The sequence below is a fragment of the Veillonella sp. AS16 genome (assembly GCF_000517785.1).
In the GTDB taxonomy this organism is placed as follows: Bacteria; Bacillota; Negativicutes; order Veillonellales; family Veillonellaceae; genus Veillonella; species Veillonella denticariosi.
This window is the reverse complement of record NZ_AZYX01000007.1, coordinates 773959-788588: the sequence shown is the minus strand read 5'-3', so window position 1 is coordinate 788588 and position 14630 is coordinate 773959. Positions and strand designations below refer to the sequence as shown.

General features: G+C 42.8%; 13 protein-coding genes. 8 read left to right on the top strand and 5 right to left on the bottom strand.

All coding sequences use genetic code 11. From position 1 onward, the window contains the following. The first annotated feature begins 21 nt into the window (after nucleotides 1-21). On the top strand, nucleotides 22-321 hold the full coding sequence (locus tag HMPREF1521_RS03815; RefSeq protein WP_038115973.1) for an HU family DNA-binding protein: 300 nt from the start codon (nucleotides 22-24) through the stop codon (nucleotides 319-321). A gap of 82 nt (nucleotides 322-403) precedes the next feature. Further along, on the top strand, nucleotides 404-1555 hold the full coding sequence (locus tag HMPREF1521_RS03810) for a glycosyltransferase (protein ID WP_038115970.1): 1152 nt from the start codon (nucleotides 404-406) through the stop codon (nucleotides 1553-1555). Nucleotides 1556-1647: 92 nt separating this feature from the next. Here HMPREF1521_RS03810 and HMPREF1521_RS03805 read toward each other — a convergent pair whose 3' ends face one another. Next, nucleotides 1648-1968 carry a hypothetical protein gene (locus HMPREF1521_RS03805; RefSeq protein WP_038115968.1) on the bottom strand — a complete coding sequence of 107 codons (321 nt, stop codon included), beginning with the start codon at nucleotides 1966-1968 and terminating at the stop codon, nucleotides 1648-1650. Nucleotides 1969-2084: 116 nt separating this feature from the next. Between HMPREF1521_RS03805 and HMPREF1521_RS03800 the strand changes: the two genes are divergently transcribed. The 4 genes from HMPREF1521_RS03800 to HMPREF1521_RS03785 all read left to right on the top strand — a co-directional run bounded on the left by HMPREF1521_RS03800 (nucleotide 2085) and on the right by HMPREF1521_RS03785 (nucleotide 7497). After that, complete coding sequence (locus tag HMPREF1521_RS03800) at nucleotides 2085-4142, top strand: ABC-F family ATP-binding cassette domain-containing protein (RefSeq protein ID WP_038115965.1); 2058 nt, start codon at nucleotides 2085-2087, stop codon at nucleotides 4140-4142. A 60-nt stretch (nucleotides 4143-4202) separates the two neighbouring features. Next, nucleotides 4203-5672 (top strand): [FeFe] hydrogenase, group A, encoded by a 1470-nt coding sequence (locus HMPREF1521_RS03795; protein ID WP_038115961.1) that lies wholly within the window; start codon nucleotides 4203-4205, stop codon nucleotides 5670-5672. Nucleotides 5673-5876: 204 nt separating this feature from the next. After that, the gene (locus HMPREF1521_RS03790) at nucleotides 5877-6506 is read left to right on the top strand and encodes a DUF47 domain-containing protein (RefSeq protein WP_038115958.1); all 630 of its coding nucleotides are present in this window, start codon (nucleotides 5877-5879) and stop codon (nucleotides 6504-6506) included. Beyond that, nucleotides 6499-7497, top strand: a complete 999-nt coding sequence (locus HMPREF1521_RS03785; protein ID WP_038115955.1) for an inorganic phosphate transporter — start codon at nucleotides 6499-6501, stop codon at nucleotides 7495-7497. Before HMPREF1521_RS03790 ends, HMPREF1521_RS03785 begins: the two co-directional genes overlap by 8 nt. Before the next feature lie 186 nt (nucleotides 7498-7683). Here HMPREF1521_RS03785 and HMPREF1521_RS03780 read toward each other — a convergent pair whose 3' ends face one another. The 4 genes from HMPREF1521_RS03780 to HMPREF1521_RS03765 form a co-directional block, all read right to left on the bottom strand. Further along, nucleotides 7684-9834 carry an ATP-dependent Clp protease ATP-binding subunit gene (locus tag HMPREF1521_RS03780; protein ID WP_038115953.1) on the bottom strand — a complete coding sequence of 717 codons (2151 nt, stop codon included), beginning with the start codon at nucleotides 9832-9834 and terminating at the stop codon, nucleotides 7684-7686. Between the two features lie 842 nt (nucleotides 9835-10676). Next, on the bottom strand, nucleotides 10677-11681 hold the full coding sequence (locus tag HMPREF1521_RS03775; protein ID WP_038115951.1) for an ABC transporter substrate-binding protein: 1005 nt from the start codon (nucleotides 11679-11681) through the stop codon (nucleotides 10677-10679). An 18-nt stretch (nucleotides 11682-11699) separates the two neighbouring features. Continuing rightward, complete coding sequence (locus tag HMPREF1521_RS03770; RefSeq protein ID WP_038115949.1) at nucleotides 11700-12446, bottom strand: ABC transporter ATP-binding protein; 747 nt, start codon at nucleotides 12444-12446, stop codon at nucleotides 11700-11702. Nucleotides 12447-12475: 29 nt separating this feature from the next. Continuing rightward, nucleotides 12476-13483, bottom strand: coding sequence for an iron ABC transporter permease (locus tag HMPREF1521_RS03765; protein ID WP_038115947.1), 1008 nt, complete (start codon nucleotides 13481-13483; stop codon nucleotides 12476-12478). A gap of 275 nt (nucleotides 13484-13758) precedes the next feature. On the opposite strand from HMPREF1521_RS03765, the gene HMPREF1521_RS03760 reads away from it, so the two are divergent. Next, on the top strand, nucleotides 13759-14211 hold the full coding sequence (locus tag HMPREF1521_RS03760) for a PTS sugar transporter subunit IIA (protein WP_038115945.1): 453 nt from the start codon (nucleotides 13759-13761) through the stop codon (nucleotides 14209-14211). A 125-nt stretch (nucleotides 14212-14336) separates the two neighbouring features. Next, nucleotides 14337-14612 (top strand): PTS sugar transporter subunit IIB, encoded by a 276-nt coding sequence (locus tag HMPREF1521_RS03755; protein WP_038115943.1) that lies wholly within the window; start codon nucleotides 14337-14339, stop codon nucleotides 14610-14612. The last annotated feature ends 18 nt before the right edge of the window (nucleotides 14613-14630 follow it).

Below are 14630 nucleotides of genomic sequence, written 5' to 3'. Positions count from 1 at the left end.
TATTTTTAAGGAGGTTCTGTCATGAACAAAACAGAATTAATCGCAAGTGTTGCACAAAAAACTGAATTAACAAAAAAAGACGCTGAAAAAGCAGTTAAAGCTGTATTCGATACAGTTGCTGAAGAATTAGCTGCTGGTGGTAAAGTACAAGTTATCGGCTTCGGTACTTTCGAAGTTCGTGAACGCGCAGCTCGTGAAGGCCGCAACCCACAAAACGGTAAAACTATCCGTATTGCAGCTTCCAAATCTCCTGCATTCAAAGCTGGTAAAGGTTTGAAAGAACAAGTTAACGCTGCAAAAGCTAAAAAACGCAAAAAATAATTTGCTGTAAAAGCAAAAGAGACCTTTCGAGGTCTCTTTTTTTTGTCTATTTATGGTATAATGCACAGAGAAAGGGTGCATTATGAATAACGATTTATCACGGAAGGTCCTCATTGTGTCCGCATCCATCGGAACGGGGCATATGCAGGCTGCCAGAGCCATAGAAGAATATTGGAAGGATAAGGAACCACAGGCCACAATCAGTCATGTGGATTTTTTGGATACCGAGACGATGTCAGTCGAGCATCTGATTAAGGGGACATATATCAAGATGATTGACGTGTTCCCGATGCTGTATGATATCATTTATCGCGTCTCTAAAGGGGAGAAGCAGGGGTCCATTATGCAGACCGCTTTGTCCTATCTGTTAAAAGGTCGTATGCTCAAGCTGATTCAACAGGAAGAACCTGACGTAATGGTCTTTACGCACCCGTTTCCCTGTGGGGCCGCATCGATCTTGAAGCGACAGGGACATATCAACATGCCTCTCGTAGCGATTATGACGGATTTCAGCAGCCATCAATTTTGGCTCTATCCGCAGGTTGATACATACTTTGTGGCCACCGAAGGCATGGTTTCCGAGATGGTACAGTCCGGTATAGATGAGTCGCGCATACATGTGTCGGGGATTCCCGTGCGTCGCTCCTTCTTTCGAGATGCCATTGAGGACTACTCCTTAGAAAAACCTGTGAAAGTGCTTGTTATGGGCGGAGGTCTTGGCCTCGGTTCATTGGAAACGGCATTGAAGCATTTAGATGATGTAAACGGCATCGATGAAATCACCGTTGTAGCCGGTCAAAATACATCGCTCTATGAATCATTGGTGACCCTCAGCACCTCGATGAAAACGAAGACCACCGTATTCGGCTATACGTCGAATATTTCGGAATTGATGAAGACATCCTCCTTACTGGTGACGAAGCCGGGCGCATTGACCTGTATGGAGGCGGTGACGATCGGATTGCCGATGGTATTCTTCAATGCGATTCCCGGACAGGAGGAAGCCAATGCGGAGCTTCTTGAACAGCGCGGTTGCGCTCGCTGGGCCCGCGATATTCACAATCTGGAGGACGTTGTTGCGGCACTCCTTATCAACCCGCCACGATTACAGCAGATGTCTCAACGTGCTCGCGAATGGCAGGTGGACGGAGCGGCGGAAATCGTAAATGATTTGATTAAAATTTTAGATGATTATGATACGGTGCAGGTAACGGCTATAGAGGAATCTATATAGTTGCTAAGACATAATTAGCCCCTTGGTATTGACTGGCTTTAGTCTGATACCAAGGGGCTATTGGTTTATACCGTACTCAATCAGTTTGTGTTTTACTGGTGTTGCTCGATGTGTTCTTCGCGAATATTCTCTAATGTGGCAAGAAATGTTTCCGTGCTGTCCGCATTTTGTAAAAGTTCCTGTAGCTGATGAGAGCTGTCCAGGGTGACACTCCATTGAAATGAGTCGTTATCATCGTATACACTGAATACGACAGGTGTGTCTAAATCCTCGGGCATGTATCCGTCATCATCGGATACGGTAGCGTAGGTACCGTCCTCTAGGAGCTCTGTGAATAATGTATCATATCCGTCTATGTCGATGATTTCAAAATTGATGCTTTCATAAAAATCTAATACCGTATCTGTTACCATAAGGACCTCCTCAGGAATATTTATTACGTTACGTTTATTCTACTGATGGGGATCGTTACTGTCAATGATAATCTTGTAGTATAATAAGTACCATAGTTACAAAACAGGAGCGGGATATGAATGTCATCAGTTTACAGAATATAGAAAAATCATATGGCACGCGGCTGCTATTTAAAGATGTGAACATCACCTTTACTACGGAGAAACGATTGGGCCTTGTGGGGATTAACGGTACAGGTAAGTCCACGTTTTTGAAAATATTAGCCGACCAGATGGAGGCCGATAAGGGCCATATTGAACGAAACGGAAAGGCGAGTATATATTATTTGGAGCAGACGCCGGATTTCGATGTAAATGCGACCTTGTTGGACGCGATTCTAGACGGAAATCATCCGAGACTGCAAATGGTCAGAAATTTTGGCCAAATCAGCCGAGAATATCACGCTATGCAGGCGGAGAGCCGCGATGATGATCGGATATCTCGCCGGTATATGAATGCATTGGAACAGATGGATCAACAAGACGGCTGGCAGGTGGAGCAGGAAGCTCGCATCATTTTATCCAAGCTCGGGTTTATGGATGTGGAGCAGCAGGTGAAGCTGTTGTCCGGCGGACAGAAGCGGCGCCTCGCACTGGGGCAGGCTTTGTTATATCCCTGTGATTTACTGCTGTTAGATGAGCCGACGAATCATTTGGATGAGGACAGCATCGAATGGCTCGAATCCTATCTGAGCAACCGTCAGGGAGGACTCCTGATCAGTACTCATGACCGATACTTCCTCGATTCCGTATGCAATGGTATTTTGGAATTGTCAAATCGACGCATGTATCAATATGATGGAAACTATGAGGAGTTTCTTGCTTTGAAAGCTGATCGTGAAGCACGTGAGGCGGCATCTGAAGAAAGGAGACGTCAATTTTTAAAGCGCGAAATCGAATGGGTGCGCCGCGGTGCACAGGCACGTAGTACGAAGCAGAAGGCCCGGTTAGACAGATATGAAACGTTAAAGAATATGGAAAAGATTCGTCGTCCCGACCAGATGGATCCGATTGCATTAAAGACCCGGTTGGGAAAGACGATTTTTGATATTGAGCATTTAACGTTTAATTTCGGAAATCGTCCGATTATTTCAGATTTTACGTATCATGTGGTTCGTCATGATCGCATCGGTATCGTAGGCCCTAACGGGGTGGGAAAATCTACATTTATGAATATCCTTGATGGTGCCTATGAGCCGACGGGCGGCACCATCGGTAAGGGGGAAACGGTTCGTATCGCTCACTTTAAACAGGAATTGCCGGAGTTTGACGAGGACATGCGCGTTCTCGACTATATTCGGGAAGATCATGCTTACATGGTATTGGGGGATGGATCCACGTTGAGTGCGGGACAGATTCTGGAGCGATTCCTCTTTACGCCGGAGCTTCACGGTGTGCCGATTCGTAAATTGTCCGGCGGTGAGCGTCGTCGTCTCTATTTGCTGAAACTGCTCATGAGTGCACCGAATGTGTTACTGCTCGATGAACCGACGAATGATCTTGATATTCCAACCCTTGAGGTGCTGGAGGATTTTCTCGATTCTTTCGGCGGCGTCATCATCACCGTATGCCATGATCGGTATTTTTTGGACCGTGTGGTGGATAAACTCTTTGTATTTACCGGTGATGGTCATATCGATATCGTGCATGGCTCGTATTCGGATTACAAGGATACTCTTGATGAAAGTACTGCAGGGAAACGGACGTTCTATGTTGCTGATACAGCAGGTAATACCGTAGATAATACAGAAAAAGCAGATAAAAAACATAGTGATACATTTGTACAGTCTAAATTACATCGGGAAAATGCAGAGCCATTTATAATGGCAAATGAGGCGGATAGGGGCAAGTTGAATTCCCCAGATGTTGAAACGACTCGGAACGGTGAAGTGCAGGATACTTTCACAGATACATCTGTAAAAAAGGGTCTCAATAAATCAGAGAAAGCCGAATACGATCGAATTCTTGAAGAAATGCCGAAGGTAGAACACCTTATCAAGGGCATTGATGTTATGATTGCACAATTTGCAACGGACTATGAAAAAATGCAAGATCTGATGGCGGAGCGTAGTGAGGCGGAGGAACGCTTAAATGCCTTAACGGAGCGGTGGATAGTTCTTGAAGAACAATTATAATTTGTGATATAATTCACTGATGATATAACGATAACAACGTTACCTAAGTAGGAGGAATTCATGAGTAAGTATCAATTCTTGGATCGTCGCGTACCTATTGAAGAAGGAAATATTGCATTAGTACAAGACTTATCTAAATGTAAGAACTGTTCTTTGTGTCGCAAGGCCTGTGCCGTAGACATGGGCGTATTTGATTATTATGATTTAACGACGAACGGAGACCATCCGATTTGTATTCATTGCGGTCAATGTGCATCTATTTGCCCGTTCGATTCCATCAATGAACGCTCTGAAATCGATGAGGTGAAAGCGGCTATCGCTGACCCTGATAAAATCGTTATCTTCCAAACTGCGCCGGCAGTGCGTGTCGGTTTGGGTGAAGAGTTCGGTCTTGATGCGGGGACCTTTGTAGAAGGCAAAATGGTAGCGGCCCTTCGTAAGCTGGGCGGCGATTATGTACTGGATACAAACTTCGGCGCTGATATGACTATTATGGAAGAAGCATCGGAACTTGTTGAACGCGTTCTAAACGGTGCGGGTGAGTTGCCTCAATTTACATCCTGCTGTCCTGCTTGGGTTAAATTTGCGGAAACATTTTATCCGGAATTCTTACCGAATTTATCCACGGCTAAGAGTCCTATTGCTATGCAGGCTCCTACGCAGAAAACATATTTTGCGGAAAAAATGGGTCTCGATGCAAAGAAAATCGTCGCTGTTGCAGTAACACCTTGTACGGCGAAGAAATTTGAAATCCGTCGCGATGAAATGAACTCTTCCGCGGAATACTGGGATGTACCGGAAATGCGCGATACGGATTACTGTATTACAACACGTGAATTGGCTAAATGGTTACGCGCTGAGAACGTTAATTTCGACGAACTTGAAGATTCCGCATTCGATCCGTTGATGGGGGAAGCGTCCGGAGGCGGTATCATCTTCGGTAACACCGGCGGTGTTATGGAAGCGGCTATGCGTACGGCATACAAGGTGGTAACGAACGAGGATGCACCGAATACATTGATTCCGTTTGAAGCAATCCGCGGTATGGATGGTGCCCGTGAAGCGGACGTTACAATCGGTGATAAGACATTACATGTTGCTGCTGTACATGGTACAGGTAACTTGCGTAAATTCATTGAACGCATGCGTGCGGAAAATATCCATTATGATTTCATCGAAGTGATGGCCTGTCGAGGCGGCTGTATCGGTGGCGGCGGTCAACCGCGCGTTAAATTACCGATGGCTGACAAGGCTCGTGAAGCGCGTATCGCCTCTTTGTATACGCGCGATAACGAAGTAAAAGTTAAAGCATCCTGTGATAATCCGGATATTCAAAAACTATATGCCGAGTTCTTTGACGGTAAACCGTTGAGTCATAAGGCCCATCATATGTTACATACGACATATGTAAGCCGCGCTGAAGATCTGGGCCCTAACGGTGCATGCACACCGGCTACATGCCCTACATCGGTGCCTAATTTGAAAAAGGCGGCTGATGCGGCAAAAGCGGCGGCGGAATCAAATAATTAATATAATGATACATTGTAGTATCCGTAATAAAAGCAACCGATCCATATCTCGTTATAGATCGGTTGCTTTTTCATATACTATATACGATATGCGCATATGAAGTATTAACATTGAGACTGTTAAATTTGTTTAGGAATTCTTTGGGGTATGCTATAATGAAATTATATTACAGAAGCAAACCGATACTGTTTCAGGAGGAACTTCATGGCTTTTAAATTAAAGGGAAAAGAAGAAAAGTTTTTCAGTATTCTAGAGCATCATGCTGCCTTAACCTATGAAAGTGCAGAAATGATGGAGCGTGTTTTTAAAGGGGAGATTTCAAAAGAGGAGGCCTTTCTTGAAATTGATACAAAAGAAAAGGCTGCAGATGAATTAGTGAGCGAAACAGTAGAGCGATTGCGCAAGACTTTCATTACCCCGATGGATCGCGAGGATATTCAATTGTTGATCGATCAATTGGATACGACCTTGGATAATATCAAAGAAATCATGGATAAAATGTTGATGTACCATGTGGGAAATCCTAGTGACGGCGCGATACGCATGAGTGAAATTGTCGTGAAATGCGTGAAGCATATCAATAAATCCATCGGATACATGGGTAGCCTTAAGAAGGATCATGTAAAGGTGGAAGGCCGCGTACATCAAGTGTTGAAGCTTGAGTCTGAAGCAGATAATATCTATCATGAAGAAATGGCTAAACTCTTTACGGAATGCAATGATCCGATTGAGATTATCAAATGGAAGGAAATCCTTAGCGCTATGGAAGATGTCATCGATGGTTGCGAAGATTTGGTAGGCACATTCCGCCGGGTAGTATTGAAGTATGCTTGATTCTCATTACTTGGTATGGCTGGTCGTGTTGTTGGCGTTAGCTTTTGATTATATCAACGGCTTTCATGATACGGCAAATGCCATTGCGACATCCGTATCGACGCGGGCAATTTCACCTAAAAAGGCGATTATGATGACAGCAGGGCTGAATTTCCTCGGTGCCATGGTCAGTACCGGTGTAGCGAAGACTATCGGCGGAGATATCGTATTATCGCCTGATCTGATTGACAGCTCTATTATCAGTGCCGCATTAATCGGCGCTATCGTTTGGAATCTTGCCACCTGGTGGTGGGCAATTCCAAGCTCCTCATCTCATGCCCTGATTGGCGGTATTATCGGTGCCGTCGGATGGTCTGTCGGCTTTGATGCCTTAAATGAAGGCGGTATCTTGAAGATATTTTTCTCCCTTATCTTATCGCCCATCGTAGCGATGATAGGTGGCTTTATCATCATGAAGCTGTTGCTGCTTATCTTCGGACGATTTTCACCGATTGTCTTAAATGACCGATTCCGATCCATGCAAGTTGTATCGGCGGTTATGATGGCGTTTTCTCATGGCTCAAATGATGCTCAGAAAGCGATGGGGATTATCACGTTGACTTTGCTCAGCGGCGGATATATCGATACTCTCGATGTACCGTTATGGGTTAAATTATGCTGTGCGTCGGCGATGGCGTTAGGCACCGCGGCAGGTGGTTGGAAAATCATTTCCACCATGGGTACAAAGATTTTCAAATTGGAAACCATCAACGGTTTTGCGGCGGATTTAAACTCCGCTATTACGATTTTTACAGCTACGTTCTTGCATTTACCGGTCAGCACGACTCATGTTGTGAGCGGCTCTCTTTTGGGGGTCGGTTCGGCTAAGCGTGTAAAAGCTGTTAACTGGGGCGTTGCACGATCCATGGTTATGGCGTGGTTCGTCACGATTCCGTTGTCAGGTATCGTATCGGCTATTGCTTATGAAGTAGGACATCTGTTATTCGGTTAATATAAAAAGGGGCTGTAACAGGCTGCGGAAAAACCGCATTCCTGTTACAGCCCCTTTCATTATTAATAGGGATGTTTATGTGTGTAATTGTTTTTCATGGGGTTAAAGTTACAATACGTTTTGTCATATATCCTCATATCATGTATTGTCATATTTAAATTGAAACATGTTTTATCTATAAACTGATTATTTGCTGGAATCAGCTGACTTTGTATCATCTGATGGCTTAGCCTCCTCCTTGTCGCTGATAACGATGTGTCCGTCCACAACATCGGCAAGTAAGTGTTTAGCATCGATGTGATCCAAATAGAAGTCAGTCACATTGTCGCGTATTTCGGATTCGATGACGCGACGTAATGGACGAGCGCCCATCGCTTTGTCATAGCCTTGTTCCATCAAGAGCTCTTTGGCTGCATCGGTTACATCAAGGGTGATGTTTTTCTTCGCCAATGTAGCATTTACCTGGGCAAGCATCAAATCAACGATTTTCTTCAAGTCTTCCTTGCTCAAATGATTGAATTCGATAACCGCGTTGAAACGGTTTAAGAATTCAGGACGGAAGAATGGGGCGATACGATCCATGATTTCAGCTGAGCTTTCATCATCCTTAGTATCACCATAACCAAAGCCGGCATTAGATGTGGCGATGATAACGGTGTTTTTAAAGTTGACCGTGTTACCTTGACCGTCTGTTAGGTGGCCGTCATCCAATACTTGTAAAAGTAATGTGATAACTTGAGGATCCGCTTTTTCGATTTCGTCGAATAGGATAATGGAATATGGGTTACGACGAACACGTTCAGTCAATGTATTGGAGTTATCGTCATAACCGATGTAACCGGCAGTGGCACCAATCAATTTGGATACCGCAGTGCGGTCACTATATTCGGACATATCGAGACGAATAATGGCGTCTTTATTGCCGAACATATCAAGGGCTAATTGTTTTGCCAATTCCGTTTTACCGACACCGGTAGGACCCACAAATAAGAAGCTGCCGATTGGACGCTTGCCTTCGTCAAAGCCCGCACGGTTACGACGGATTGCTTTAGATACAGCTTCTACAGCTTTATCCTGGCCGATTACATGAGCTTCCAAGCGAGACTTCATGTCTTTCAATCGTTCGATATCGGATGCACCCATTTGGGATACAGGAATACCTGTCATGCGTTCTACCGCTTCGGCTACATCGTTAACCTTAGCCACAACCTTTTGGTTTTCTGTGTGGTTATCGATTTCTTCCTGTAATTTCTGAATGCGCATCTTTTCATTGATAGCGGATTCGTAATCTTCTTTCTGCGCGTATTCCTCCTGTTTTGCCTTAGCATCCGCAATATCCGCTTCCAATGTTTTGATATCGGTTACGGGATGTTGAGAGGCCAAGTGAGCTGCTGTTACATCAATCAAGTCGATAGCTTTATCAGGCAAACTCCGTTGAGGGATGTACTGCACGGAATAATCTACGGCCGCTTTCAATACAGCGTCCGGTAATTCAATGTTGTGATGTGCTTCATACAATGGGCGAATGCCTTGTAAGATTTTGAAAGTATCTTCCGGGGACGGTGCGTTTACCTTTACTTCATTAAAACGTCGAGCGAGAGCCGCGTTTTTCATAATTGTATTACGATATTCATCCTGTGTAGTCGCACCGATTACAGTCATTTCACCACGAGATAGAGCAGGTTTCAAGATATCTGCCAACCCCTTGGAACCTTGACCGTCACCTGTGGATCCGGCACCTAGAATCTGGTGGATTTCATCAAAGAACAGGATGATATTGCCCGCAGCCTTTATTTCTTTGATAAGGTTCTGAATGTTTTCTTCGAAGGAACCACGGTATTGTGTACCTGCTTCCAAACCGGAAATATCAATGGAGATGATTTCCTTATTTTTAATCGCTGCCGGTACATCGCCGTTTACGATAGCTTGAGCCAACCCTTCGACAACGGCTGTTTTACCGACACCGGCATCGCCGACCAACACCGGATTGTTTTTTGTGCGACGGGCCAAGATTTCAGCTGTTTCCTGAATTTCCTTATTACGTCCTATAACAGGATCCAGTTTTCCGTTACGGGCTTGTTCTGTTAAATTTGTACCGAGTTTAGCAAGAATACCATCTTGCTTTATCTTGCCTTGTTGTGCAGCTTGAATTTCTTCATCGGTAGGTAAGTGACCTGTTTGACGATAGTAAGCAAATTCTTCAGGTGTTACTTCACGACCGTTGATCTTGTATCGACGAGTTTCTGTGGAATAACCGCCCATATTTCCCATTAATTGATTAAACAAATCATTCATGCTACCGAATTCACTGCCAAAGTTATTAAAATTGTTATTCATATATATTACCTCACTTTTTTACTACAAGCTTAACTATTTGACTTTTTGTCCACTTAATTTCTTGCGTATATTATTAGGTTCTGTTAACCTTATGTCATTATAATAACTTTAAAAAGTCAAAAAGTCAATAGCTTGAAATAAAATTTTTGACTTTTTCTGACTTTTTTATTATAAGAAATATTATTATAATAGTTAAATACAGGTAAATACTATATTCTATAATCTGAATATATCTATATTTGGCAACATTGATGTCGTTATTCAAGTGTAAAAGTATATAAATCTTATAATTATGTGCTTTGATTAACTATGCATTTTACTAATGCTTGCAATTTATATATGGATTAATGCGATTTAATGGTCTGTCAAGGATGGATAAGTATTGAATAGTTATGTACATAAGAGTATACTGTTCCTTGAGAGGAGTTATTTCAAGTGAAAAGTGAGGTATGTATATGGCCTGGGGTGGAGCAAGACGTGGGGCAGGGCGCCCTTGTAAACCTATTAAACGTATTGGCAGAACCTTTCGACTTAGCGATGAGGAATTTCTTTCGTTAAGACCTCTGATTATGGCGATTAAGGCGAATAATGACAGGCGGTATGAAACTAAAAGGACATGAGCGTTAATCTGTCGGAATGATTATGACGGCATTGTCACAGCATATGATAACTGAATATCAAATTTTATATTTTGTATCTATTTGTACTTAACTTTTTAAATCTTTCAAATCACAACACATTCCAACTCTCTAACATATGCTGTGTGCAATAAGCAATATGAAAAGGACCCGATTCTTATGGATCGGGTCCTTTTCAGTATTAGATTGAATGACTATTTGACTCTAGTCGATTTTGACACCGTGAATTTCTTCCGCTAGGCGTTTGAGTGCGGCGACTGTACGCACGCCTGGTGTGATTTCAGAAAGTTTTACACGGATGAAGTGATTTTCTTTAACGGCTGTAATATCCTGAAGTTGAGGATTTGCCTTGATTTTTTCGATTTTTTGCTGGAAGTCGTCATCGTTGCGGATAGAGTTACCGTAGTCAGCGATAATAATGTAATCCGGATTTTGTGCGATCACTGTTTCCCAGGAGCCTTTAGCCCATGTTTTATCTACACCCAATCCGCTCATAACATTATCCGCGCCGATAAGTCTTAAGATATTTGTTGTATAGCCTTCAAATGCGGTAAATGGTTGACCGTCTTCGGAGTCATAAATAAATACGCGTTTACGAGGTAAATCCTTTAGCTTGTCCTGAATAGAAGCCAATGTTTTACGCTGACCTGCGACCCAGTCTTCGGCCTTGTCTTTTACACCGAAGATCTCGCCTAATTTGATCATATCATTGAAGTTCGTATCTAAATCGGCTTTGGTGGACAACATGGATTCAGGAAGCCAGATATTTACTTTTTGAGCAATCATCTTATCGGCCGGAATGGCGCGTTTACTGAATGAGTCAGGCCAGCCGGTGGCGAAGTCTGGTTTTACGGACATAAATACTTCATAAGATGGCCATTTGTCGGATAATACTTTTACCTTATCGTAAGCGGCTTGTAAAGGCGGATAAATTTCTTCTTCTTTAAATGCTGTTCCCGCCATTTTGTCTTCAAGTCCTAATTGCAACATCATTTCCGTTGTTGCTTGAGACATTGATACGGCATGGGTAGGAGGTGTTTTTACGGAGAAATCCGTTTTCGTACCGTCGAATGTTTCACTCCAAGTTACGGCTTTTCCTGTGTCAGCTGTATCTTTTGTGGCATCAGACCCGCAACCGGCAATGGCAAAGGCTGCACAGGTCAGGGTAATTACTACTAATTTTTTTGCTTTTCTTAAATTTTGAAACATGATAAATCCTTTCTTTGGTTAATAATATAAATGATAGCGCCCTTCATCCCAGGATGTTTTGAAAGGAACTTCAAAAATCGGTTCAAGAATTTCAGGTGTGAGCACCTCGTCGGGTGAACCTTGTCTCAGTATGACCCCGTGATTCATTATGATCACATGGTCGCAGTATTGAGCGGCTAAATTTAAATCATGCAGCACTACAATCGTAGTGCCTGTGAAAGACCGTAATTGTTTCATAAGGGCTATTTTATATTTCATATCCAGATGATTGGTAGGTTCATCCAGGAGGAGCACCTGCGGCTCTTGCGTCAATGCTTTAGCGATAAAGACGCGTTGTTTTTCGCCGCCCGACAGATGATGAATCTCCTCGTTGGCAAGATGTACGATACCTACTTCATTCATATAGTGCTCTGCAATTTTAATGTCCTCTGAACCATATGTACCGAAATGCTGTTTGTACGGATAGCGCCCCATGAGAACGATATCTTTCACTAAGAAGTCATCGATCATGGCGTCTCTGGATTGTGATAAGACTGCCACTAATTGAGCGAATTCGCGTCCTTTATATGATTCTAAAGGGCGTTGTTTTAATGTGATTTTATTTTGCGACGGATGGAGGCGGTATAGATGACTGAGCAACGTTGATTTACCGCATCCGTTAGGGCCGATTATGGCCGTTATTTTATTCGTTGGAAATGTTACGGTAATATCCTTTAACACTTCTTTTTTTTCATAAGAAAAAGACAACTGATCGATATGATACATAGTATCTCCCATAAATTTGATAAAGACCGCTAACTGTTGTGTTTATAACGATTCATGATAATCCATATGAAGAGCGGAGCCCCTAATAAGGATGTAAGAACACCGATAGGGATTTCTTCCGGACTATAGAGCGCTCTCGATAATACGTCTGACCAAATCATTACAATACTGCCGATGAGTGCGCTGAACAGTAATGTGTGTTTATGTTTGGGTCCGCCTATAATCCGCGCCAAGTGAGGAATGATAAGACCGATAAATCCGACAACTCCAACCTTTGATACCAATGTGGCGATGACGATGGAGGATATGATGACGATGCTCAGTTGCAATTGTTTTATAGATAAGCCCATTTGTGCGGCTTCGTGATTGCCAAGAAGCAGTACATCTAGATCCTGATTAAACATATATATGTATATAATTAATAAGACTACAATAACTGCTGTTAGAGGCAGGTCACCCCATTGTATGCCGGCAAAGCTGCCAAGCAGCCAGAACATGGCGCTGCGGACTTGAGCTTCGTGCTTGGCTCCATAAATAATCATCATCGTTAATGCCGAGAAGATTCCGGTCATTCCCATACCGATGAGTATGAGTTTTACGGGACTGTTGCTTTTACCGACACAAAGCAGTACCAGTAGAATGGAAAGTGCCGCACCCAAGGCTGCAAAAACAGGCGTATTATATTGTCCTAACAGAGGAACGCCGCCTATGATTATGGCGAAAACAGCACCGGTACTCGCGCCGGATGAAACACCTAATACGTAGGGGTCTGCCAATGCATTGCGCGTGACGGTCTGCATTAATAGACCTACGAGCGAAAGACCGATACCTGTCAAAATCGAGTAGATAAGTCGTGGCAACCGAATATCTGTAATAATCGTGTCTGTCGTAGTTGTATGAGCATTCGAATTCAGTATGTGCGCAAGTGCAGACGTGATTTGCTCTAATGGAATAAAATTAGCCCCGAACTGAAGGGCGACTACTAATGAAAAACAGAGTATAAGACTTAGAATTAGTACTTTTATAGGAATCTGCATAAAATCTCCTTGTTATCGTTTTAGCAGGTAATAACTACTTAGATAAGTATAGATAACTTTCAATATATATACAATATGGATAGGCGTATGGGTATTCGAAAATATAGATGAACAAGCAGTAAGTTTGGTATACAAATTTGTGAGTTCATATCCTTTAAGATTAAGGTTTTTATACTTATGATGAGTTCATCTGTTTTTTGATATATGAAATTTGTCACAGAATAGATATAATAGACATGATATCTAATATGTACTTAAGCTTAGGAGGTGTTAGCTTGTTACAAGATTTATTATCCGAGGACAATGTATCCTTTCATTATCCGGCGGAATCCTGGGAGGATGTCATCCGTCATGGGGGTCAGCTTATGGTGGAGGCAGGGTTTACGGAACCTTCTTATACGGAGGCTATGGTAGAGGTCGTTCGTGAAATGGGTCCGTACATCGTATTGGCTCCGGGGTTAGCCATGCCGCATGCACGTCCCGAAAACGGAGCGAAACAAGTGGGAACGGCACTGGTTACGTTGGAAAAACCATTGGATTTCGGCAGCCCTGACAATGACCCCGTATCCGTAGCATTGTTCTTATGTGCACCTAACAAAGATGAGCATATTCAATTACTTACGGATATTGCGATGCTGTTTGATGATGAAGAATTTCTTGATGCGGCTGCTAATTTTGAAAGTATCGATGATGTTCAGGCATTCTTGTCGGAACATTTGAGTGAATAGTGAGTTGTTTAAAATCTACAGTATGATATGTTCTTTAACTTAGACATATTATATGTATTATTTTATATGCTTATATGCAGTATTAGCTATATGATGTATCGTGCTTAATAGTATGGGAGGACTTTATGATTTCAGTATTAACTGTATGTGGTAATGGCATCGGATCTAGCTTGATGCTTAAAATGAAAATTGAAGAAATATGTGCGGAAAACGGTATCGATGCGCAAGTGGAATCCATCGATTTTAATGCGGCTCAAGGTCGCAAGGCGGATTTAATCGTAACCGTAAAAGAATTAGCGGAACAGTTTGATGGTAAAAATGTGGCTGTCGTTCGTAGCTATATCAATAAAAAGAAGATCAAAGAAGATATTTTAGAAGCATTGCAACAGGCGGCTCAATAACAGTCGTTTGAGTTTTAC

Coding starts and splice junctions, on each gene's coding strand:
- HMPREF1521_RS03815 (WP_038115973.1), top strand. CDS start 22: ATGAACAAAACAGAATTAATCGCAAGTGTTGCACAAAAAACTGAATTA.
- HMPREF1521_RS03810 (WP_038115970.1), top strand. CDS start 404: ATGAATAACGATTTATCACGGAAGGTCCTCATTGTGTCCGCATCCATC.
- HMPREF1521_RS03805 (WP_038115968.1), bottom strand. CDS start 1,968: ATGGTAACAGATACGGTATTAGATTTTTATGAAAGCATCAATTTTGAA.
- HMPREF1521_RS03800 (WP_038115965.1), top strand. CDS start 2,085: ATGAATGTCATCAGTTTACAGAATATAGAAAAATCATATGGCACGCGG.
- HMPREF1521_RS03795 (WP_038115961.1), top strand. CDS start 4,203: ATGAGTAAGTATCAATTCTTGGATCGTCGCGTACCTATTGAAGAAGGA.
- HMPREF1521_RS03790 (WP_038115958.1), top strand. CDS start 5,877: ATGGCTTTTAAATTAAAGGGAAAAGAAGAAAAGTTTTTCAGTATTCTA.
- HMPREF1521_RS03785 (WP_038115955.1), top strand. CDS start 6,499: ATGCTTGATTCTCATTACTTGGTATGGCTGGTCGTGTTGTTGGCGTTA.
- HMPREF1521_RS03780 (WP_038115953.1), bottom strand. CDS start 9,834: ATGAATAACAATTTTAATAACTTTGGCAGTGAATTCGGTAGCATGAAT.
- HMPREF1521_RS03775 (WP_038115951.1), bottom strand. CDS start 11,681: ATGTTTCAAAATTTAAGAAAAGCAAAAAAATTAGTAGTAATTACCCTG.
- HMPREF1521_RS03770 (WP_038115949.1), bottom strand. CDS start 12,446: ATGTATCATATCGATCAGTTGTCTTTTTCTTATGAAAAAAAAGAAGTG.
- HMPREF1521_RS03765 (WP_038115947.1), bottom strand. CDS start 13,483: ATGCAGATTCCTATAAAAGTACTAATTCTAAGTCTTATACTCTGTTTT.
- HMPREF1521_RS03755 (WP_038115943.1), top strand. CDS start 14,337: ATGATTTCAGTATTAACTGTATGTGGTAATGGCATCGGATCTAGCTTG.